Origin of the sequence: Lysinibacillus sp. A1, assembly GCF_000801965.1 — a bacterium.
Lineage (GTDB): Bacteria > Bacillota > Bacilli > Bacillales_A > Planococcaceae > Lysinibacillus > Lysinibacillus fusiformis.
The window spans coordinates 153,205-174,958 of the sequence record NZ_JSZM01000001.1 but is presented as its reverse complement, the minus strand read 5'-3'; the positions used below and the strand labels follow the sequence as shown (position 1 = coordinate 174,958).

The following is a 21,754-nucleotide window of genomic DNA, read 5'->3' as shown; positions in this document are numbered from 1 at the left end:
ATCCTCTCTATTTTCTATGATTTCTGCTCCGTTTGACGTTGAATAATATCTTTAATCTCCTCGATAAAGACATTGATATCTTTAAACTGTCGGTAGACCGATGCAAAACGGACATACGCCACCTCATCAATTTTGGCTAAGCGATCCATTACCAATTCACCGACATCTTCTGAGCGTACTTCTGAATTTCCAATACGACGAAGATCTTTTTCAATTGATAGGACAAGTTGCTCCAGTATATCAAGCGCAACTGGGCGTTTCTCACAGGCACGAATAAGTCCACGAAGTACCTTTTCACGGCTAAATTCCTCTCGTGAACCTTCTTTTTTCACTACAACTAATGGGGTCTCTTCAATTTTTTCAAACGTTGTAAAACGGAAGCCACATGACTCACATTCACGACGTCTACGAATTTCTTTATTATCATCTACTGGCCTCGAATCCACAACACGCGTTCCGTTAAATTGGCAAGATGGACATCTCATATAATTACTCTCCTGGTTTACAACAATTTAATATTTCTATTATAACAAATTTCCTACATATAAGAAAAGTGCATTCACGTAGTGAGCTCATGATAAACCTAAAGCACCTAAAGTACAAGGAAAGTTTTTAAAAAAAGCACATTGAAACCAGTTAGATTTCAATGTGCTCAAAATGAATATATTATGCGTTTACCGTTTCTAATGCATTAGCCACTTTTTTCACTAGGTCAACCACGCGTGCAGAGTAACCCCACTCATTGTCATACCAAGCAAGTACTTTCACCTTACGGTTACCTAATACCATTGTGGAAAGCCCATCAACTGTTGATGAGTAAGTCGTTGTGTTGTAATCAGAAGATACTAGTGGTTCAACTGAGAAATTTAAAATGCCTTTCATTGGACCTTCTGTTGCAGCTTTTACGAATGCTGCATTAACAGCATCAACTGTTACATCTGTATTTAAATCTACTACAAGGTCAACTAAAGAAACATTTGGTGTTGGAACGCGAAGTGCCATACCATGAATTTTACCTTCTAACTCAGGTAGAACTAATTTTAATGCTTTGGCAGCGCCTGTAGATGTAGGAATAATTGATTGTGCACACCCACGTGCACGACGTAAATCTTTATGTGGATTATCTAAGTTCTTTTGATCGTTTGTATAAGCATGAACAGTTGTCATTAAGCCATTTTCAATACCAAATGTATCATTTAATACTTTTGCTACTGGTGCTAAGCAGTTTGTTGTACAAGAAGCGTTTGAAATTACATCATGTTTAGCAATATCAAGTTTGTCATCATTCACACCTAAAACAATTGTTACATCTTCGTTTTTACCAGGTGCTGTTAAGATAACTTTTTTCGCGCCAGCTTCTAAGTGCATTGCTGCTTTGTCACGTTCATTAAATTTACCTGTAGCTTCGATAACGATATCAACACCCATTGTAGCCCAAGGTAATTTTAATGGATCACGTTCGCTAATAATTTGAACACGTTTGCCATTTACAACTAAAGCATCGCCTGCTGGTTCTACTGTACCTTCAAATGTTCCGTGATTTGTGTCATACTTAATCAAATGTGCTAACGTTTCTGCTGGATAGCTAGCGTTAATAGCAACAATATTTAAATTTTCTTGTACGATCGCTTGGCGGAAAACCATACGTCCGATACGTCCGAAACCATTAATAGCAATTGATACTGTCATTTAAAAATCCTCCTGTGAGTACATACTCAGATTAATTATATACTTTATGGTGATTAGTATAACACAATTTTAAAAAAGATGAACATTAAATAGTCATATTATAAAAGTTCTTATTTTCTGAAAAATTATCTTTTATTATGGCATTTGCCCATAAAAAAATGTGTAGCAAGATTTACTTACTACACACTTTTAGCTCGAAACACTTTAAATTACATCCCAGAAAGCTAGAATTTTCTTTAATTGTTCCTCTGTATTTTCCAGATTCTCATTATTATAAATGACCGCATGAGCTCCCTTTTCTTTGACAGACATAGGCAACTGTGAGTGCATGCGTGCTAAGGCATCCTCTTTTGATAAATGATTGCGTTCCATTAAGCGTCGAAGCTGAACCTCTTCACTTACCGACACTACAATAATACGCTCTACAAAATGCTGAAGCTTACTTTCAAATAACAGGGGAATATCCATGACAACATGCTCATGGCCACCCTCTAAGTAGGCATCACGTTGTCGTAGCATTTCCTTTCTAATGGCCGGATGCATAATATCATTTAAAATTTTGCGTTTGGCAGGCTCATGAAAAATAATATCTCCGAGCATTGTCCGATTTAAATTGCCATCCTCTAGTAAAATATCTTGGCCGAAGTTTTCTGCAATAAATGCCAGTGTCTCCGTTCCTGGCTCGACGACATCTCGCGCTACAATATCTGCATCAACAATCGGTAATCCTAGTTCGAGCATCATTTTTGCTACTGTACTTTTTCCGCTTGCAATACTTCCTGTAAGTCCGATAATCATTGTTAAATCCCCTTTAATGTTGACAATTTGGACAAAAAACCGATGTTCGCCCACCAATCGTCATCTGACTTGTTGCCGTTTCACATGTTGGGCATATCTTTTTCCCATACATTTTCAAACGATTCTGCATGCTCCCAGCTTCCCCATTAATATTTCGATAATCAGAGATGGTTGAACCACCCGCTTCAATACTTTGACGCAAAACAGCAACGATCTCCTCAAATAGTGCTCGTTTACGCTTCTCACTTATACGATTCATTTTTCGTGCAGGATGAATTTTTTGAGCAAACAGCGCCTCCGTTGCATAAATATTGCCACAGCCCGAAACGACTTGCCCATCCATAATCACTTCTTTTACTGCTTTATTCGCATATTTCGATAATGTTGATTTTGTTATAAAAAAATCACACGCTAATTCATCAAACGGCTCTGGCGCCATTTTTGTTAATGGTACATGATCTTCAATTTTTGTCAGAAATCGAAGTTCACCAAAGCGTCGTATATCTGAATAAATTAAGTAACCACCATCAGCCATCTTAAATGTAGCATGGATATGCTTTTGGAATTTTGCTTCATCGATGTCTTCTGGTGAATTCACAACAAACCATGCACCTGTCATTCCTAAGTGACTAACAAGTACATAAGGAACCTCATCTTTCAATAAGTGAAAGAAAATATATTTCGCACGTCGTTCAATTTTTGTAATCGTCATTTCAGACAACGTTAATTCAAATGCATCAGGCTCTGCTTGCTTAACAATACATTGTTTCCCCTCACTAAAAGAAAAGTGTACCCTTTCAGATAGCTTTACATGTTGAATTGTACGTCCTTCAACCTTTGGCTTCAATGCCTGGACGACACCTTCTACCTCTGGTAATTCAGGCATTTGAACCCCTCCTTATTTTGCTTCATACCATGTCGAACCATGGTTAAAATCTACTTTAAGCGGTACGGAAAGCTCGATTGCATTTTCCATTACCTCTGGCACAATTTTTTCTAGCAATGCAATCTCTTCCTTAGGTGCTTCAAAGATTAACTCATCATGCACTTGTAAAAGTAGCTTTGCCTGCATATTTTCCTTTTTTAGTCGAGCATCCATATCAATCATCGCTTTTTTAATAATATCCGCAGCACTTCCCTGAATTGGGGTATTCATCGCCGTACGCTCTGCAAAGCTTCTTAAATTAAAGTTTGAGCTCGTAATATCTGGTAAATAACGACGTCTATTTAAAATTGTTGTAACATAGCCATTGAACTTCGCATTTTGCACAATATCATCCATATACTGTTTAACACCTGGGAAACTAGCGAAATATTTCTCAATAAACGTTGCCGCTTCCTTACGGGTAATATCTAAATTTTGTGATAGACCATAATCACTGATACCATAAACAATCCCAAAGTTAACAGCCTTCGCTGCACGACGCATATTACTATCAACTTCCTCTTCGGATACATGGAATACATCCATCGCTGTTCGTGTATGAACATCCATTCCTTCACGGAAGGCCTCTACAAGGTTTTTATCCTCCGACATATGTGCGAGTACACGTAATTCGATTTGAGAATAGTCCGCCGAAAACAGTATCCAATCCTCATTTGAAGGGACAAATGCTTGACGGATTTTACGTCCCTCCTCTAAACGGATAGGGATGTTTTGTAAATTTGGATCTGTTGAGCTTAGTCGTCCTGTAGCGGTTAAGGCTTGTTGGAAACGAGTATGCACCTTGCTATCCTTTTCATGGATTTCCTTTAGCAACCCTTCAATATAAGTAGACTGTAATTTACCAAGCTGACGATATAACAGAATATATTCAATAATGGCATGCTCGGATTTTAACTTCTCTAATACATCAGCAGCCGTTGAATAGCCCGTCTTCGTTTTTTTAATAACAGGTAAACCTAATTTATCGAATAAAATAACACCTAATTGTTTTGGTGAATTAATATTAAACGTTTCTCCTGCCACCGCATAAATTTCTTGTTCAAGCACAACAAGCTTTTCATTAAGCTCTTGGCCCATTTTTTCGAGCGTAGCACGGTTAACGGTAATGCCTTCACTTTCCATCTCACCTAAAATGGCTGCCAGTGGCAATTCCAAGTCTTTATAAAGATCAAATTGTTCATTTTCCTTTAATAATGCTTCTAGCTTCGGCTGTAATGACCAGACAGCATAAGCTTTTCGGCTAACATGCTGTGCAAGCTTATCTATTTCAGGTATAGCACGTTTGGCTCCCTTGCCATAGACCGTTTCATCAGCTTGTACATCATAATACCCAAGCTCCCTTGCAAGAGTGGCAACATCATCCCCACTAAGTCCAGGATTATTAATATATGAAGCAAGCACTAAATCAAAGTCAACGCCAGCTAATTGAATACCTGCTCGTTTTAATGCTGCTTGAGATGCTTTGGAATCAGACATATATTTTATTTTTGAGGAGTCCTCTAACCAGCGGCGAAGAATATCTGATTTTGCCACAATGTCAAAAGGAATGTATTGAGTCTTGGTCCCATCAGATAGGGCCATTCCAAGTAGCGCACAAGTGTGGTAATGTTCATTCTCTAGCTCAACATGTACAGCCATCACATCTTGTAAGTCTTCTTGTCGTACTTCTTGAATTTGTTCAAAATCAAAAGGTGCTTGCTCTTGCTCCTGCACAGTAAAATCACTTTTCTCGAGCAGTGATTTAAAGCCGAGCTCACGCCATACATTGATCAATTCTTCTTCATTCGGTCCATGGTACGCGAGATCAGTTAGTGAAATGGTAATTGGGGCATCTGTAAAAATCGTTGCCAGCTTCTTACTCATCTTAGCCTGCTCTTCATTCGCTACGAGCTTTTCTTTCATCTTAGAAGCTTTCAATGTATCCATCGCCTCGTAAAGTGCCTCAACGGAGCCATGCTCTTTTAATAGTTTGACAGCCGTCTTTTCGCCAACACCTGGCACACCAGGAATATTATCTGAAGAATCCCCCATTAAGCCCTTCATATCAATAATTTGTAGGGGCGTTAAACCGTACTTTTCGGCAATAAAGGCTGGCGTGTTTCTCTCAATTTCCGTAATCCCTTTTTTCGTAATATAAACCGTTACTTGCTCTGTCGCAAGCTGTGTTAAATCGCGGTCTCCAGATACGATGATAACATCCATATCCTGTGATGAAGCCTCTTTTGCCAGCGTCCCAATAATATCATCCGCTTCATATAGATCTTGTTCATATTGTTTAATTCCATAAGCATCAATTAGCTTGCGTATATAAGGGAATTGCTCCGATAATTCTGGTGGCGTCTTTTGTCGTCCACCTTTATATTCTGTAAAGGTTTCATGGCGGAAAGTTGTTTTTCCAGCATCAAAAGCCACTAACATTTGCGTTGGTTGCTCTTCCTCTAATATTCTTTGTAGCATCGTTGTAAAGCCGTACACAGCATTAGTATGAATTCCACTATCATTCGTCAACAATGGCAACGCAAAAAACGCGCGATATGCTAAACTATTACCGTCCAATAATAGTAATTTTTCCTTTGTCATAATATTATCCTCCTGCGTTGTCTTCTACTTCCTTCTACTTTATCATAACAATACATTTCAAGTAAAAAAAGCAGACAGGTCCTCCCTAAGGTTATCCGCTACTTTTGACTCGCTATCCGTCACTCTTCTGGTTTTATCCGCCACTTTGGGCTTGCTATCCGGCACTTTCTTTGTTTTATCTATTACTTTTAACATGCTATCCATCACTATTGCATTTCAACCTATAGCGAATGTGAACCTTTTATTGTGAAAATCCATAACAGCAGGTAATGAGGTTTCTCCTGTCACAGGATCAGTGTATATTATTGCCTCATTTAATGTAATTAGTAACTTGTTCGCCTCGATAGTATAGGATTCCTCGTATTCAACGCATAAAAACGTAAAAAAACTCCCATTCACAGAGAAAGTCCCAGTGAATGAAAGTTCTATTATAGATATTACTGATTGGCTGTTCGATGAAAAATTTCTTCATATATAATCGTTAAGATAAAGGCATTCATAAAGGCAAATACTAAAAATAATGGCATTCCACCCAGTTGTGGCTGTGTTAACTCTTTACTAAATACCATTACAGCACTAATTTGAGCTAAAAAGAAAATGAAGCCAATACCGACTTGCCATATAGGACGCTTGACCTTACGTTTTTCATACCAAAACAACCTTTTAAACAGATTTCTTACATCATTTGCAATAATAATACTAACTAAAAAGATACTGACAAAAAATACAGGTATATGATAAACACTCTTTGTCATCCATGCAAAATCAGATAGGCGGAAGAACAGAGTCAATAACGATGCTATACTACAAGCAATTCCAACATTTTGGAGCCAAGTGCTAATTCGCAATTTCACAGCTATTACCCCCAACAGTTCTTTTTTAAACATTATCATTCTATCAAATTATAGGCAGTTGGGGAATAGAAATTTGTATGTTTCTATTATTTTCACAATATAACAAGTCAATTGTAGGGATATTTATAATTTTTATAATAACAAAAAGTCGCCTCCCTAATAGGGAAGACGACTTTGCTATCTATTATTTTAAATAACCAGATAAAATTTTTGCATAAGGTGATGATGCTGGCAAAATAATGACCGTATCCTCTCCAACCGTTTTCTTATAGGATTCTAACGTACGGTATAAAGAGTAAAATTCAGGATCTTGAGAGAATGATTTGTTGTATATTTTCGCAGCTTCTGCTTCTCCCTCAGCTTGAATAATGGATGCCTCCTTATTCGCTGTAGCTAACATTTCCTGCACTTGTTGGTCCGTTTGGGCTTCGATACGTCGTTTATCTGCATCCCCTTCTGAAAGATATAATTGAGCCGTTGATTCACGCTCTGAAATCATGCGGGTAAATACAGACTGTTCATTTTCTGCTGGTAAGTCTGTACGACGAATACGTACATCCACTACTTCTACACCATACTTGTCATTTTGTAACAGTTCATTAACTCGCTCTGTTACACGATCGTTGATGCTTCCTCGTGAAGATTTTTCATCATTAATAATCTCATCGTATCGCAGTTGGCCAAGCTCTGTTCTTATGACGGAGTAAATAAACTCCTCCATTCGAGTCTCTGCCTTACTAAGTGTACCTGCATTGGATATTAGAGCTTTTGGATCTGTAATACGCCAAACAGCATAGTTATCGATGATAATTCTTTTTTTATCCTTTGTATTAATTTCTTCCTCTGAAATATTATAGGTCATCTGATTTTTTGGCAGTCGTGTAACACTTTGTATAAAAGGTATTTTTATTTTTAAGCCCGGATCTCGTTCAAATTTCACTACTTCTCCAAACTGGCGAACCACGGCATATTCAGATTCCTTTACAATATAAACATTCGCAAAAATAATGATAGCTGCAGCAAAAACAACTGTTAATGTGATGACAATAGACAGATATTTTTTAGGGTTGAGCGGGCCTTTTTTCTTCATTTTCACGACATTGTCTCCCGTATCACTGTCTGCTGGAGCCGCTTTTTTGCTTTTTCCTGATAAAAAATTGAGGAATTTGTCAAGGTCCTTATTTTTTTGGTCCATTAATTACTGCTCCCTTCCTTTTTATCTGATTGTGCCTGCTGAGGCTGTAATGGCTGTAGTGGTAAGTACTTCATCGTACTGCCATCATCATTCATAATGTATATTTGCGCCTTCGGTAAGACATTTTCAAGTGTTTCTAAAATTAATCGCTCTCGTGTAATTTGTTGATTTCCTTTATATTGCTCATACATCTTATTAAAGACAGCTACATCACCTTGAGCTTGCTCGATACGTGCTGTTTTTGCACCTTGTGCCTTGGAAATAATAGCATCTTTTTCGCCTTCAGCTTCACTTTTACGCTGATTCATATACTTTTGTGCTTCATTCGTTTTTGTATTCTTTGTTTCACGTGCATCCGTTACTGCTGTGAAAGCAGCACGCACTTCCTTGTTTGGTAATTCAACGTCTTGTAACTTCACGCCTAATACGCCAATACCAATATCATATTTTTCGATTAAGGACACTAGCAAATCACGTGTTTTTGCTTCAATTTCAGCCTTCCCATCTGTTAATGCTGCATCAATGGTAGAGCTACCAATAATCGAACGAATGGCGCTTGATGTGGCGCTATGTAAAATTTCTTCGGGGCTTTGTGCGTTAAATAAAAATTTACGAGGGTCGGTAATTTTCCATTGTACAACAAGATCAGTTAATACAATATATTCATCTCCTGTAATCATCTTTGTCTCAGCATCATAGGCTTCTAGCTCTCCTGCCTTATTTTGCTTATAGCCAAACTGTAAACTGAACGTTTCCTTCGATAAAATTTCAACTGATTGAACTGGCCAAGGTAATTTAAAATGAAGTCCTGGGTTTGTAACCATTTCATCGGCACGTCCAAATGTAATGACAACCGCTTGTTCTGATTCATCTACTGTGTACCAGGATGTAAATACGGTAATAAGTGCAATAACTCCAAAAATCCCAAGTCCAACCATCATTAGTGTCCTTTTCACACTCATGTCTGTTCCTCCCTTTTATTGATTACTATTGTTTACGGAAGAGTTTTATAAAAAGTTTCAAAATATAGTGAATTTAGCATAAAAAAATCCTGCTACCTTTTATGGTAACAGGATATTAATAACTAGATGTTCGAAGACTGGGAAAATGGTTGTGGTTAATACAATGCTCATTAAAGCAGCAACAATCATTGCTAAGCTGGCAAATGTACCCTCTAGTTCACCAAATTCAAATGCTCTAGATGTACCTGCCCCATGCGCGCCCATTCCTAACATTAAGCCTCTAGACGATGGGTTGTGGAATCGACATATTTTAATAACAATAGGTGCTAGTAGGCTTCCTAAAATGCCTGTCGTCATAACAAAGACAGCTGTTAAAGTAGGAGAGCCTCCAATCATATTTGAAATGTCCATTGCAATAGGTGTTGTCACTGATCGTGGCACTAAACTATGCACAAGCTCATTGTTTAACCCTACTACTAAGGCCATTATAAAAGATGAAATAATGGCGACTGTGGAGCCAACCGCAATACTTATAAAGATTTCGAAGGCATGTTTTTTTAATAAATTGACATTTTTATAGATAGGAACCGCAAAAGCAACCGTTGCTGGTCCTAGTAAATTCGTTAAAACACTAGCCCCTGCATTATAAGTTGTATACGGTATGCCTGTTACTAATAGTAAGATAATAATAACGATCGGCGTCACCAGCATAGGTGTCAGCCATTCCTTTTTATATTTCTTGTAGATTATTTTACAAATATAAAAAATAATAATTGTTCCAAGTAAGCTACTACCAGCTATCCATAAACTCATACTGCATCACCCTTCTTTCGACGCCCTAGCCATTGTGCCGTATAGCCCGTTACAAACATGACAATAATCGCACTTCCAACAATGACCAACACAACCTTCATGCCCTGCACACCGAATAATGCATCGTAATCGATGACACCAATGGCAGATGGAATGAAGAAAAGTAAGAGTTCACTTAGTAATAATGCTGCCCCTAGCTCAATCCATTCAAGCTTAATAATATGAAACTGTAAAAGTAAAAATAATAGAACGAGTCCTATTATGCTCCCTGGAATCGGCAAGTGAAGTAGGCGTGCAATACTATTCCCAATCAATAATAGGAAATAAAGAAAGCCGATTTGCACGATACTTTTGACGATTTTCATGGTCATCCTTCTCTCATTTTTTTCTCTGCTTTAACAGTCAGAAAAACACGATTCAAATGAAAAGAAGTTATGATTTCACTGACTGTTCAAGCTTTAGTTTGACAAACAATCTACTACAGATTGATGGTAAACTTTTATGCTACTATACTTTACACCTATTTATCCTCTCTGTAAAACAGAAAAAGAATCTAGTGCCTAATAATTAGACAATAGATTCTTCTGTGGTGAAAATAAAACAGTTATTAAAAAATCTGTCATCACCGAGTAAAATGGTGAGCGCGATTTTTTAGTTTATAGTCTTAACAATCATATAAGGGGGTTTCTAGTTATAAGTATAGTTCCCAAATATGAATGTAACATGTTGTTCATGTAAAGGATTTGTTAATTTTTCGGAATCATCACAATCATGGTTGTCCCTACGCCCACTTCACTTTCTACTTGAATACGTCCATGATGGGCTTCTACAAGATGCTTAACAATTGCTAAGCCTAAGCCTGTTCCACCTGAATTTCGGCTTCGTGCGCGATCAACACGATAAAAGCGCTCAAAGACTCGGGCTATTTCATGCTTTTCAATTCCGATTCCTTGATCTTCAATTTCAATAATACCATGTGTTTCATTTTCTTTTAAACGAATAGACACCGTTGTATTTTCTGGAGAATAGGTGATTGCATTGGTAATTAAATTCGTCACGATCTGAATAATACGATTGGCATCACCCATTACTTGTACGTCACGGTCAATATCCACTTGAAAGCTCATATTTTTTTCATCTAATCGTGGCGCTGTTAGCTCTGCTCCACGAATCAGCACATCCTGCAAGCCCATTGGCATAATGTTAACCGTGAACCCATGCTGTTCAATTTTAGAAAGCTCTAACAAATCCTGAATGAGCATTTGAAGACGATTACTCTCTTTATAAATAATTTCTAAGAAAGATATTAACATTTTTTCGTCTTTATAGGCTCCATCCAATAAGGTTTCAGAAAAGCCTTTAATAGAGGTAATAGGTGTTCGCAATTCATGGGATACATTGGCAACAAAATCTTTGCGAATTTGCTCTAAACGGACAAGCTCCGTTATATCATGCATAACAATAACAACGCCTAGCCATCGTCCATGGTCCCCAATAACAGGTGCTCCATATACTTCTTTATTATAGAGCTCCTGCTTTATCTCCATTTTAATTTGCTGTCGATAAGGCATCTCTGTAAGAAATACGTGATCGATAAACTGCTCTAATGATTTTGGTAAGCCAATTGTCCGGAATACCTTTCCCTGAACTTCATCAATCTGCATCCCAAAACGTTCTAAAAATACGCGATTTACGATAGAAATATTGCCTTCACGCCCAATCATCATGAGAGAGCTACCCATATTTTCGATTAACGTTTTCAGCCTCTCTTCCTCTACTTCACGAACAGTCGTAATATCCTGTAGATTACGAGCCAAAATATTAATGGAATGACTTAATGGAATCATGCGTTCATATTCATTTTCCTGGGCACGTGCACGATAGTTCCCCTTTGCAAGTTCAAGAGCAGTTTCCGTAACATTATCGATTGGTGCTGTAAAATTCCGTATCATATAGCGACTGACAATTCCGATTAAAATCAGTGTAATCGTGAAGAGAATGGCCAATATGATATAGAGTCTGGCCCGCACAAAGGTCAAAGAATCTTCTAGATCTAAGCTCTGTGATGCAAATAATGCTTCTTGATCTTCCTCTGAAAGCTGGAGCTTACGTTCATCTATTACTTGAGTCATTGATGCTTGTTTATGAGTATTTGCATCCTCATTGTATTGCTTAATATAAACAGGAAAAAGCTGACCTATAACAATCATTAGGACAGCTAATATCGTTCCAAGTAAAAGCATGAATGTCAAAAATAAGCGGTTGCTCATTGATTTCATGACGTTTTCGGCTCCTCAAATTTATAGCCAAGCCCCCTGATTGTTTTAATAAACATTGGCTTACGGCTATTTTCTTCAATTTTATCGCGAAGGTGGCTAATATGAACATCCACAATTCGAGTATCGCCAGCAAAATCATATTTCCATACAGCACTTAATAGCTGATCACGTGTTAATACACGATTTTTATTTTCAAGTAAGTAAATGAGTAATTCAAATTCCTTTGGCGTAAACTCCAGTGCCTCATCTTGTAAAAAGACTTCAAAGCGTTCTGGAAATACACGTAATTGTCCAAACTCAAACATTTTCTCTTGAGGTTCATCTTTCTCATCTGATACAACATTTTGAGTAAAGCGTCTTAACACTGCCTTAACGCGTGCTAATACTTCCCGTGGACTAAAGGGTTTAGTCATATAATCATCTGCACCTAATTCTAGACCAAGTACTTTATCAAATTCGTCATCTTTTGCTGTTAACATTATTATAGGCGTATTCATACGCTGCTGACGTATTTGTTTGCATACTTCCATACCATCTAGTTTAGGTAGCATCAAATCTAACAGAATTAAATTAGGTTGTATGTCAATTGCTTTTTCCAGACCTTCTTGTCCATCTGCAGCTGTTTCCACTAGATAGCCAGCCTGTTCTAAATTATATTTCAATAATGTTGCGATTGAAAATTCATCTTCAATAACTAATATCGTTTTCGTCATAATATAATGCCTCCGTTAGTGATTTGAAACCCCCATTTCAAACCTCAAGACGTCTATAATGCAAGTGGTGGTGTCACCAACAACATACCTTCAATCACAAGCTGCTTCTGCTCATTATAAGAGTGTACAGACACAGTAATCGTATTTTCGTATTTATTGACTGCTGTTACCTCTAAAAGCGTATCAAACAATTCATAATGATAGAGAGGCCCTAAATATTTTAAATGTTGCTCAATAATTCGTGCACCTGGTCCTGGAATATACTTTGACACAGCTGATGTAATAATACCATTTAACATGATGGTCGGGACGATCGGTTTTTCAAAAGGTGTCATCGCCGCATAATCATGTTGAATATAAAGTGGATTACTATCGTTCGTGAGCCCTAAATACAGCAACAGATCTCTATCCTCAATCTTTTCAGTTATATGGATCTTTTCGCCAACTGTAATTTCATCGATTGTCAGACCAAGTTTACTATTTTTTTGAAGCAAAGATACGCCAACCCCTTTTCTATCATACTACATTCATAGTATCAATTTTATGCCAAAAGTACAACGAAAAGCCGAAGTACCTTAACCCTACCACCACTTAGGCACAAAAAAAACGAGCAGGAGTTACCTACTCGTTTTCTTAATTCAGACTCATGTACTGATATTGAACTTCAGATATAGAGACATTGCTTATATATTTTTTCGATAGCTGAAAGAGAGAGATCGACATGCTGCCCTAAAGACTCTGCCTGAAAGCACCTTGAGTCGGACATCATTAATCTACACTAAAATTTTCATTACGTTGCGTACTGCATCTGCCGATTGGTCTAAAGCTGCTTTTTCTTTGCCTGTTAACTCAAGCTCAAAGATTTTTTCAATACCATTTTCGCCAAGTAATGTAGGAACACCAAGATATAAATCGCTATAGCCATATTCACCTTCTAAATAAGCAATAGATGGTAGAATACGCTTTTGATCTTTAATAATAGCTTCAGCCATTTCAATCAATGCTGCAGCAGGTGCATAGTAGGCTGAACCGTTTCCAAGTAAGTTAACAATTTCAGCACCACCATTACGAGTGCGATCTACAATTGCTTCTAGACGTTCAGCAGGGATTAATGTTTCTAATGGAATACCACCTGCAAAAGAATAACGTGTTAAAGGCACCATCGTATCTCCATGACCACCTAATACAAAACCAGTAATGTCTTTTACTGAGATATTCAGCTCTTCTGCAACAAATGCACAGAAGCGCGCCGTATCAAGAACACCAGATTGACCGATAACACGATTTTTTGGGAAACCAGTTTCCTTATAAACTGTGTAGGTCATGGCATCAACTGGATTCGTAAGGACGATAATTGTGGCATTTGGTGAATGTGCGGCAATCTCTTTGGACACTGTTTTCATGACGCCTTGGTTGATTTGTACAAGATCATCACGACTCATACCTGGTTTACGGGCTACCCCAGCTGTAATAATGACTACGTCAGAATTAGCTGTATCCGCATAATCTGATGTACCTTTTACATAAGCATCAAAGCCTTGTATTGGCGCTGCTTCCCACATATCTAGAGCTTTTCCCTTTGTAGGATTTTCTGCTTGTGGGATATCTACTAATACAACGTCACCAAGTTCTTTCTGAGCTGCTAAAAAAGCTGCGGTAGCACCTGTAAATCCTCCACCGATTACTGATAATTTTTTTCGTTTCAGAGACATTTGAATACGCTCCTTTAAAATGGGGTTATATATTTTAAAAGAGGGAGGAGAAATACATCTCACTCCCTCGATTAAACAAGTTCATCGTAAATATTTTATTTAACGAAAATTCACTTTTACCCTAATTATATCGGCATTTAAAATGCATACTTTTACGTAAAAATTTCTATATCAGAATAGAAAATTATAAGTTTTTGATTAACTCATTAGCGAATTCTGAACATTTCACTTCTGTAGCGCCGTCCATTAAACGAGCGAAGTCATAAGTTACAACTTTAGAAGAAATTGTATTCTCAACAGATTTAGTGATCATGTCAGCAGCTTCTTGCCATCCTAAGTGTTCAAGCATTAATACACCTGAAAGTAATACTGAAGATGGGTTTACTTTATCTAAACCAGCATATTTTGGAGCTGTACCATGAGTAGCTTCGAAGATCGCATGTCCAGTAACATAGTTAATGTTAGCTCCTGGAGCGATACCGATACCACCAACTTGTGCAGCAAGTGCATCAGAAATATAGTCACCATTTAAGTTCATTGTAGCTACTACATCGAACTCAGTTGGACGAGTTAAGATTTGTTGTAAGAAGATATCAGCGATAGAATCTTTTACTAAGATTTTGCCAGCTGCTAAAGCATCAGATTGAGCTTTGTTTGCTGCTTCTTCACCTTGTTCAGCTTTGATTGCATCGTATTGGTTCCAAGTGAAAGTTTGATCAGCAAATTCTTTTTCTGCTAATTCATAACCCCATTTTTTGAATCCACCTTCAGTGAATTTCATGATGTTACCTTTATGAACTAAAGTAACAGATGGGCGTTTATGTTTAATTGCGTATTCGATAGCAGAACGTACTAAACGCTCAGTACCTTCTTTAGATACAGGTTTAACACCGATACCAGAAGTTTCTGGGAAGCGGATTTGATTTACACCAAATTCAGATTGTAGGAAGTTGATGATTTTTTGAGCTTGTTCTGAACCAGATTCGAATTCAATACCAGCGTAGATGTCTTCTGTGTTCTCACGGAAGATAACCATATCAACGTCTTCTGGGCGTTTAACTGGAGAAGGCACTCCATCAAAGTGACGTACTGGGCGTAAGCATACATATAAGTCAAGTTGTTGACGTAATGCTACGTTAAGAGAGCGGATACCACCACCGATTGGTGTAGTAAGAGGACCTTTGATTGCAATTAAGTATTCATTAATTTTGTCTAAAGTTTCTTGTGGTAACCATTCACCAGTTTGGTTAAATGCTTTCTCACCAGCTAAAACTTCTAACCATTCAATTTTCTTTTCACCGTTATAAGCTTTTTCTACTGCTGCGTCGATTACGCGTGATGCTGCTGCCCAGATATCTGGACCAATTCCATCACCTTCGATGAAAGGAATTACTGGATTATTTGGTACATTAAGTACGCCATTTTCAACTACAATTTTGTTTGACATTCTGTTGCCTCCTAAATTCATAATCATAGGACTGTGTTAGTGATAACACAGTCCCAAACATTCTAGCATATTTTCCAAATTAGCGCTCGCTGATTGGAACATATTTTTGCATGCCTGGTCCAACATACTCAGCACGTGGACGGATTAGGCGGTTATTTGCATATTGCTCAAGGATGTGTGCCACCCAACCTGAAGTACGTGATACTGCGAAAATTGGTGTGAACAGGTCATGATCAATACCTAAAGAATCATACACTGACGCAGAGAAGAAATCTACGTTAGCTGGTAATTTCTTTTGTTCAACGATCATGTCATGGATTTTAACTGACATCTCATAAAGCTCTGGTTTACCAGTTAGTTCAGTTAATTTTTTAGACATTACGCGTAAATGTGGTGCACGAGGGTCGCCTTTGCGATATACGCGGTGACCGAAGCCCATGATTTTTTCTTTGTTGTCTAATTTATTTTGAATATAAGATTCAACATTTTCAAGTGAGCCAATTTCAGTTAACATCTTCATAACTTGCTCATTTGCTCCACCATGAAGTGGCCCTTTTAAAGCTCCGATTGCTGCAGTTACACCAGAATAAACGTCTGATAATGTAGCTACACATACACGTGCAGTGAATGTAGATGCATTTAACTCATGGTCAGCATGCAATACTAGTGCTTTGTCGAATGCTTCAATTTCAATATCTGCTGGCTCTTCGCCTTTAAGCATGTATAAGAAGTTTGCCGCATATCCTAGTTCAGGTTTTGGTGAAACTGGTTCTAAACCTTTACGAACACGTGCAAATGCAGTTACTACTGTAGCAATTTTAGCTTGAAGACGAATTGCTTTACGGTAGTTTGCTTCTGGGTCCATAACATCCGCTTCTTCATCGAATACACCAAGTAGAGATACTGCAGTACGTAGTGCAGCCATTGGATGTACAGTTGAAAGTGGGTATGTTTTGAATTGGTCGACAATCGCTTGCGGAATTGACATATTGTCTGCCAATTGTTGTTTTAACTCAGCTAGCTCGTCCGCTTTTGGTAAACGAGTATGCCATAACAAGTAAATTACCTCTTCAAATGACGCATTTTGTGCTAAATCATCAATGTTGTAACCAACATATGTAAGTGTGTCATCGATAATTGAACTGATTTTAGATTCCGCTGCTACGATACCTTCTAATCCTTTAGTTGCTGACATAAATTATCGCTCCCTCATATTTATATTTTGTTGTAAATGCGTTTTTTTCTTGCATTTACGGTTTTTGCTCATATGAACCATTAAGTAAATCGCTTACATTGCTATTATAATCATTTTTGACAGCTTTGTGAATGAAAATCCTTCAAATAAAGAAAAAGACGTCCGAACGACTATATATTCGCCCTAAAGAGATTTTATTGTATTTTTTGACATTATGATTTGAGGTGAATTTGTTAAAATGAGGAATTTAAAGTATTTTTCATACGAAAGAACCACAAGTATTTTACTTTTTATTTTTTATTTAGTCATACTTTGGTTTGTATTACCAGTATCACTTGCGATTTTTTTGTCATTTTCGACGTACCCTGTCATAAATTTCTTGCATAAATATTGCAGGATCGCCTATTGGATAGCAGCAATAATTGTGGAGGTATTGATTTTAACTTGTATTTTTTTGCTTGTCGTCATATCCATCAATAGTGTGATTGTCATTTTTCCGGAGATTCGTAATACATTACAAAACTTCCCACTTTTCAGTGAATATGAATCGATGTTTATACAAGTTTTGAAGGAGAAATCACTTTCTATTTTTGATTCGATCATCATATATACAGCTGATCTTTTCCAATTATTAATGAAACATGTCATTGAGGTATTCATTTTCTTGGTAGCTTATTATTTCGCTCTCCTAGAAACGCGTAAATCTCGCTATTGGTTTTTTCAATATGTGCCAAAGAAATATCGTCAAGAGTGGCAATCACATTTCGCGAAAATCATGCAACTTTTTCATTATTTTTTATATGTGGAATTTCAATTATTTACAATAACCTTACTTATTCTTTGTGGAGGCTTTATGATCCTTCAATTTGAACAAGCTATTATTAAAGCTTTTATTGTAGCCTTCGCAGATGTTCTGCCATTTTTCGGTATCGGTGTATTTCTTGTGCCGATGAGTATTTATTTTTATTTCAATGGAAATACATTTTTATGTGTAGCCATTTTACTGTTGTATTTATTTGTACAATTAACAAGGCAGCTAGCTGACTCAATGCTTTGGTCCAACACGCTTCAATTACGTACATTCCATACATTTTTCATCAGCGCCGCCTCTATTCTATTATTTGGCTTTTATGGAATATTACTTAGCCCAATCTTTTTATTTTTAGCGGTTAAGCTAAAAGAAAACTCTATCTTTGAACGATAATAAATTGACCTTTTTTCATTTTTTTACGCATCCAATAATAGACAACAGGTTGGAACATTTTTCGTGAAAAAGGCAGAAGCAGTAGTAAGCCAATAAGATCTGTCATAAATCCTGGTAATGCTAAAAGCAGTCCACCACTAAAAGTTAATAATGTATCAACCAACGCAGATCCCGGAGCCTCTCCACGTGCTAATGTATTTTTTACATTTTGGATAGAATTCATACCTTTATTTTTCATTACATAAACCCCAAGTACACTAGTGGCAGTAATGAGTAATAATGTACTTAAAACACCAATGTTTTGTCCAATAACTATTAATAACGCCAATTCGGCTAATGCGTAGACAATGAAACCAAGAAAAATTTTTCGCATATTTTTCTCCTTTCTACTTGAAAAGGTATACCTTTTATACGTTATTATAGCCCATTTAGTTTCATAAAAAAATGAATGCCTCCCATCAAATAATACCAAATCACTTATCTTTCTTGATGGAGATATAAAAAGTAGCTTTCCATATAGCACGAAATATAGTTAATTTGTACAACCCTTATTAAAAAAGCTCTAGTACAACAAATCGCACTAGAGCTTTTTGTTTATAATTAAAGAACGCTCGCATGTCCTTTATAGATAACGCCTGTTTCAGCGTCCATCGTAATTTCTTGACCGTGGCGTAATAATGTTGTTGCTTCTTTTACGCCTACAATTACTGGAATACCAAGACTTAGTCCAACTACTGCAGCATGACTAGTTAGTCCACCTTCTTCAGTAATTAGCCCAATGCAATTTTCTATTGCTGGCATCATTTCACGGTCTGAACCAACTGTTACAAGGATACTTCCTTCCGTATCATAAGCAAGTGCCTCAGCCGCATTTTTAGCAATAACCGTTTTACCTACAACCGATGCCTTGCCAATCCCTTGCCCACGAGCAAGTAAATCGCCAATAATGTGTACTTTCATTAGGTTTGTAGTACCCGCTTCACCAACTGGCACACCTGCTGTAATTACAACAGCATCACCATGTGTGACAAAACCGTGTTTCAAGCTTTCATCTACAGCTAATTCTAAAATCTCATCTGTTGTTGTAACACGTTGGCAAACAATTGGATGTACACCCCACACTAATGTTAATGTTTGAGCCGTATTTGTTGAGCCTGTTACTGCAACAATTGGTACACCAGGTCGGTATTTGGCAATCATTCTAGCTGTATTTCCACTTTCTGTTGGGGCTAATACGGCTTTAACACCTAAATTAATGGATGTATAAGCGACTGCTTGTGAAATAGCTTCCGTCATATTGGCTTCTTTTTCACGACTACGTGTAGAAACAATCGATTTATAATCTAATGAATTTTCAGTACGTTGAGCAATTTTATTCATTGTTTGTACTGACTCCACTGGATATAGACCCGCAGCAGTTTCTCCTGATAACATGATCGCATCTGTACCATCGATGATGGCGTTCGCTACATCACTTGCTTCTGCACGTGTTGGACGTGGGTTACGTTGCATAGAATCCAACATTTGAGTAGCCGTAATAACCGGTTTCCCTACTTGATTACATTTTAGAATTAATTTCTTTTGTACAAGAGGTACTTCTTCTGCTGGAATTTCAACACCGAGATCTCCACGTGCTACCATCAATCCATCGGACACAAGGATAATCTCATCGATATTATCGACACCCTCTTGGTTTTCAATTTTCGGGATGATTTGGATATGCCCACCACCATTTTGCTCAAGCAACTCACGAATTTCAAGCACATCTTTTGCTCGACGAACGAATGAGGCAGCAATGAAATCAACACCTTGTTCAATACCAAATAAAATATCCTGTGCATCCTTTTCAGTAATACCTGGAAGTTGTACAGAAACACCTGGTACGTTGACACCTTTTTTATTTTTCAATACGCCAGCATTTTCTACAATCGTATGAATTAAACCTTTTTCAACATCTGTAGCTAATACACGTAATTGGATTAAACCATCATCAAGTAAAATAATTGAGTTTTGTTCAACATCTTCTACTAGCTGCTCATAAGTGACAGAAAAGCTTGTCTCCGTACCGTCCACTTCCGTCATTGAAATATCAATCACTTGGCCAGCCGATAAATGAAGCTCACCATTTTTCATGTTATGCGTACGAATTTCAGGACCTTTCGTGTCTAATAAAATTCCTACTGGTTTATTTAACTTTTGTGCCACTTCACGAATTAAATGAATTCGTCCCGCATGCTCTTCATGAGAGCCATGTGAAAAATTCAAGCGGGCTACATTCATACCTGCTTCAATTAATTTTTCTAATGTTTCTGGTGACTCACTTGCAGGTCCAATTGTACATACGATTTTTGTTTTTCTCATTTTTGCCCACTCCGTTTATAACAAATTATATTGATAGTTCTTTCATAAGTGTGTATAGACTTACATCTGCCTCATGATTTTTTTCAAAAGCCTCCGGCATATCATAATCGATAACCTGATGATTGCGAATACCTACCGCTCGACCATACTTGCCTTCCATTAGTAACTCCACTGCATGTGCGCCAAACTGACTTGCCAATACGCGATCACGTGCAGTTGGGGAACCACCACGCTGAATATGACCTAATACAGAAACGCGTGTTTCTTTACCAGTCTTTTCTTTTATCAACTTAGCCAGTTCATTTCCAGACATAACGCCTTCTGCCACAATAATGATACTATGCTTCTTTCCACGTGCTGCACCACGATCTAAGCGTGCCACAATGTCATCTAAATCATAATCCTCTTCTGGAATTAAGACTGTTTCCGCTCCGGCAGCAAGTCCTGCCCATAAAGCAATATCTCCTGCATCACGACCCATAACCTCAACTATGAAAGAATTTTCATGAGAAGTAGCTGTGTCACGAATTTTATCGATGGATTCTACTACTGTATTGAGTGCCGTATCAAAGCCTATCGTATATTCTGTTCCTGGAACATCATTATCGATAGTGCCTGGTACACCTACAGCAGGGAAGCCTTTTTTCACTAAATCCATAGCCCCTCTATAAGAACCATCACCACCAATGACAACAAGTCCTTCAATTCCGGCAGCTCGTAAATTTTCAATGCCTTGTAGTTGCACGGCATCTTCCTTAAATTCTGGACATCTCGCAGAATTTAAATGGGTACCACCACGCTGAATAATACCACCAACCGAACCTAGATCAAGTTCTTCTAAATAACCTTTTACTAAGCCCTCATAACCATGTTTAATTCCGACAACATCAATTCCATGGAATGCTGCCTTACGAACAACCGCTCGAATAGCCGCGTTCATCCCAGGCGCATCTCCACCACTAGTTAATACAGCAATTTTTTTCATTGTCGAACCTCCTGCAGTTAC

General features: G+C 37.6%; 20 protein-coding genes. 1 reads left to right on the top strand and 19 read right to left on the bottom strand.

Translation table 11 applies throughout. The features are described 5' to 3' along the window. Window positions 1-14 precede the first annotated feature (14 nt). The 16 genes from nrdR to citZ form a co-directional block, all read right to left on the bottom strand. Window positions 15-485: a transcriptional regulator NrdR gene (nrdR, locus tag PI85_RS00765; protein WP_008176873.1), complete on the bottom strand. Its 471-nt coding sequence runs from the start codon at window positions 483-485 to the stop codon at window positions 15-17. A gap of 181 nt (window positions 486-666) precedes the next feature. After that, window positions 667-1,689, bottom strand: coding sequence for a glyceraldehyde-3-phosphate dehydrogenase (locus tag PI85_RS00760; RefSeq protein WP_008176871.1), 1,023 nt, complete (start codon window positions 1,687-1,689; stop codon window positions 667-669). 204 nt (window positions 1,690-1,893) lie between these two features. After that, complete coding sequence (coaE, locus tag PI85_RS00755) at window positions 1,894-2,487, bottom strand: dephospho-CoA kinase (RefSeq protein WP_036119512.1); 594 nt, start codon at window positions 2,485-2,487, stop codon at window positions 1,894-1,896. 13 nt (window positions 2,488-2,500) lie between these two features. Next, window positions 2,501-3,373, bottom strand: a complete 873-nt coding sequence (gene mutM, locus PI85_RS00750) for a bifunctional DNA-formamidopyrimidine glycosylase/DNA-(apurinic or apyrimidinic site) lyase (RefSeq protein WP_036119515.1) — start codon at window positions 3,371-3,373, stop codon at window positions 2,501-2,503. Window positions 3,374-3,385: 12 nt separating this feature from the next. After that, window positions 3,386-6,013 carry a DNA polymerase I gene (polA, locus tag PI85_RS00745; protein WP_036119518.1) on the bottom strand — a complete coding sequence of 876 codons (2,628 nt, stop codon included), beginning with the start codon at window positions 6,011-6,013 and terminating at the stop codon, window positions 3,386-3,388. 437 nt (window positions 6,014-6,450) lie between these two features. Continuing rightward, window positions 6,451-6,867, bottom strand: coding sequence for a DNA polymerase I (locus PI85_RS00740; protein WP_225316117.1), 417 nt, complete (start codon window positions 6,865-6,867; stop codon window positions 6,451-6,453). Between the two features lie 184 nt (window positions 6,868-7,051). Further along, window positions 7,052-8,062: a protease modulator HflC gene (gene hflC / locus PI85_RS00735; protein WP_036119521.1), complete on the bottom strand. Its 1,011-nt coding sequence runs from the start codon at window positions 8,060-8,062 to the stop codon at window positions 7,052-7,054. Further along, the gene (gene hflK, locus PI85_RS00730) at window positions 8,062-9,024 is read right to left on the bottom strand and encodes an FtsH protease activity modulator HflK (RefSeq protein ID WP_036119524.1); all 963 of its coding nucleotides are present in this window, start codon (window positions 9,022-9,024) and stop codon (window positions 8,062-8,064) included. The genes hflC and hflK overlap by 1 nt, the downstream gene beginning before the upstream one ends. Window positions 9,025-9,123: 99 nt before the next feature. Beyond that, window positions 9,124-9,837, bottom strand: a complete 714-nt coding sequence (locus PI85_RS00725) for an LrgB family protein (protein WP_036119527.1) — start codon at window positions 9,835-9,837, stop codon at window positions 9,124-9,126. Then, entirely contained in the window at window positions 9,834-10,202 is a 369-nt protein-coding gene (locus tag PI85_RS00720; RefSeq protein ID WP_036119530.1) for a CidA/LrgA family holin-like protein, read from the bottom strand. Before PI85_RS00720 ends, PI85_RS00725 begins: the two co-directional genes overlap by 4 nt. 381 nt (window positions 10,203-10,583) lie before the next feature. Further along, window positions 10,584-12,116 (bottom strand): two-component system histidine kinase PnpS, encoded by a 1,533-nt coding sequence (gene pnpS / locus PI85_RS00715; RefSeq protein ID WP_036119533.1) that lies wholly within the window; start codon window positions 12,114-12,116, stop codon window positions 10,584-10,586. Continuing rightward, entirely contained in the window at window positions 12,113-12,829 is a 717-nt protein-coding gene (locus PI85_RS00710; RefSeq protein WP_012295616.1) for a response regulator transcription factor, read from the bottom strand. Before PI85_RS00710 ends, pnpS begins: the two co-directional genes overlap by 4 nt. Window positions 12,830-12,882: 53 nt before the next feature. Next, the gene (locus PI85_RS00705) at window positions 12,883-13,323 is read right to left on the bottom strand and encodes a MaoC/PaaZ C-terminal domain-containing protein (protein ID WP_008176852.1); all 441 of its coding nucleotides are present in this window, start codon (window positions 13,321-13,323) and stop codon (window positions 12,883-12,885) included. A 279-nt stretch (window positions 13,324-13,602) separates the two neighbouring features. Further along, a complete protein-coding gene (gene mdh / locus PI85_RS00700; RefSeq protein ID WP_036119538.1) occupies window positions 13,603-14,541 on the bottom strand; it encodes a malate dehydrogenase in 939 nt (312 codons plus the stop codon). A 184-nt stretch (window positions 14,542-14,725) separates the two neighbouring features. Then, complete coding sequence (gene icd / locus PI85_RS00695) at window positions 14,726-15,988, bottom strand: NADP-dependent isocitrate dehydrogenase (RefSeq protein WP_025114483.1); 1,263 nt, start codon at window positions 15,986-15,988, stop codon at window positions 14,726-14,728. A 79-nt stretch (window positions 15,989-16,067) separates the two neighbouring features. Further along, window positions 16,068-17,183, bottom strand: coding sequence for a citrate synthase (gene citZ, locus PI85_RS00690; RefSeq protein WP_025114482.1), 1,116 nt, complete (start codon window positions 17,181-17,183; stop codon window positions 16,068-16,070). A 238-nt stretch (window positions 17,184-17,421) separates the two neighbouring features. On the opposite strand from citZ, the gene PI85_RS00685 reads away from it, so the two are divergent. Beyond that, the gene (locus tag PI85_RS00685) at window positions 17,422-18,387 is read left to right on the top strand and encodes an AI-2E family transporter (protein WP_036119542.1); all 966 of its coding nucleotides are present in this window, start codon (window positions 17,422-17,424) and stop codon (window positions 18,385-18,387) included. Here PI85_RS00685 and PI85_RS00680 read toward each other — a convergent pair. From PI85_RS00680 to pfkA, 3 genes are all read right to left on the bottom strand, one after another. Then, entirely contained in the window at window positions 18,371-18,760 is a 390-nt protein-coding gene (locus tag PI85_RS00680) for an FxsA family protein (protein ID WP_036119544.1), read from the bottom strand. The two genes, PI85_RS00685 and PI85_RS00680, sit on opposite strands and share 17 nt — an antisense overlap. A 227-nt stretch (window positions 18,761-18,987) precedes the next feature. Then, window positions 18,988-20,748, bottom strand: coding sequence for a pyruvate kinase (gene pyk, locus PI85_RS00675; RefSeq protein WP_036119547.1), 1,761 nt, complete (start codon window positions 20,746-20,748; stop codon window positions 18,988-18,990). A 25-nt stretch (window positions 20,749-20,773) separates the two neighbouring features. Further along, a complete protein-coding gene (pfkA, locus tag PI85_RS00670) occupies window positions 20,774-21,733 on the bottom strand; it encodes a 6-phosphofructokinase (RefSeq protein ID WP_008176840.1) in 960 nt (319 codons plus the stop codon). Window positions 21,734-21,754 lie beyond the last annotated feature (21 nt).